Below are 645 nucleotides of genomic sequence, written 5' to 3'. Positions count from 1 at the left end.
AAATGGCAAATTTATTTTTTACAGAACCAGCCAAGCTGGACAATTAGAGTTGTTTTATGAAGTGAAAATAACTGAGGCTACTATTGTTGATATTTCTTGTATATACCCACATTCTATAAATAACTTTGATGCTATGCCACATGAAAGAGTTTTACTAAACTACAAATCCATATCATGGAATCATATAACAGCTGGAACATCAGCTTATAGTATATGGGAAAACAGAAATTTTTAATTAGAGGTAAGCATAGCTTATGCTATGCTTATTTACATAATGATATGTTTTTCACATACTTATTTGTTTCCATCCATGATGATTTTGCACATAAAAAATAATTTTCACTTTTAAGTTTAAAATCAACATAAAAAGAAAAAAGAAACGTAAAAACAAATCCAACCATACCTATGAAAGTAAGCAACCCACCAATCCTATTACTTAAAGTAACCTTGTTTTTATTACTTAAATTTACCTTGTGGTTTCTTAAAATTGACTTAAATAAAAGTATGGATATATATACACACAATGGGCTACACCAAATAAAAAAAGAACTTTTCGCTGAGAATGTAACAATGTCACTTCTGGTTAAAAGCCTTTGATAATCTATAATTGATGCTATAGCTCCAATTATAGAGGCACCCATAAAT

Annotated in this window: 2 protein-coding genes; one reads left to right on the top strand and one right to left on the bottom strand. The window is 28.8% G+C overall.

All coding sequences use genetic code 11. The annotated features are described in order from the left end of the window. The coding region (tssD, locus tag Xsze_RS21520; RefSeq protein WP_143707623.1) for a type VI secretion system tube protein TssD at window positions 1-235 on the top strand (235 nt) is incomplete at its 5' end. 28 nt (window positions 236-263) lie between these two features. Here tssD and Xsze_RS21515 read toward each other — a convergent pair. Then, window positions 264-645, bottom strand: a 382-nt coding sequence (locus Xsze_RS21515) for a DUF1240 domain-containing protein (protein WP_244590097.1), incomplete at its 5' end; no start/stop codon positions are given.

The sequence above is a fragment of the Xenorhabdus szentirmaii DSM 16338 genome (genome assembly GCF_002632585.1).
GTDB lineage: Bacteria > Pseudomonadota > Gammaproteobacteria > Enterobacterales > Enterobacteriaceae > Xenorhabdus > Xenorhabdus szentirmaii.
This window is presented reverse-complemented; position numbering and strand designations above follow the sequence as displayed.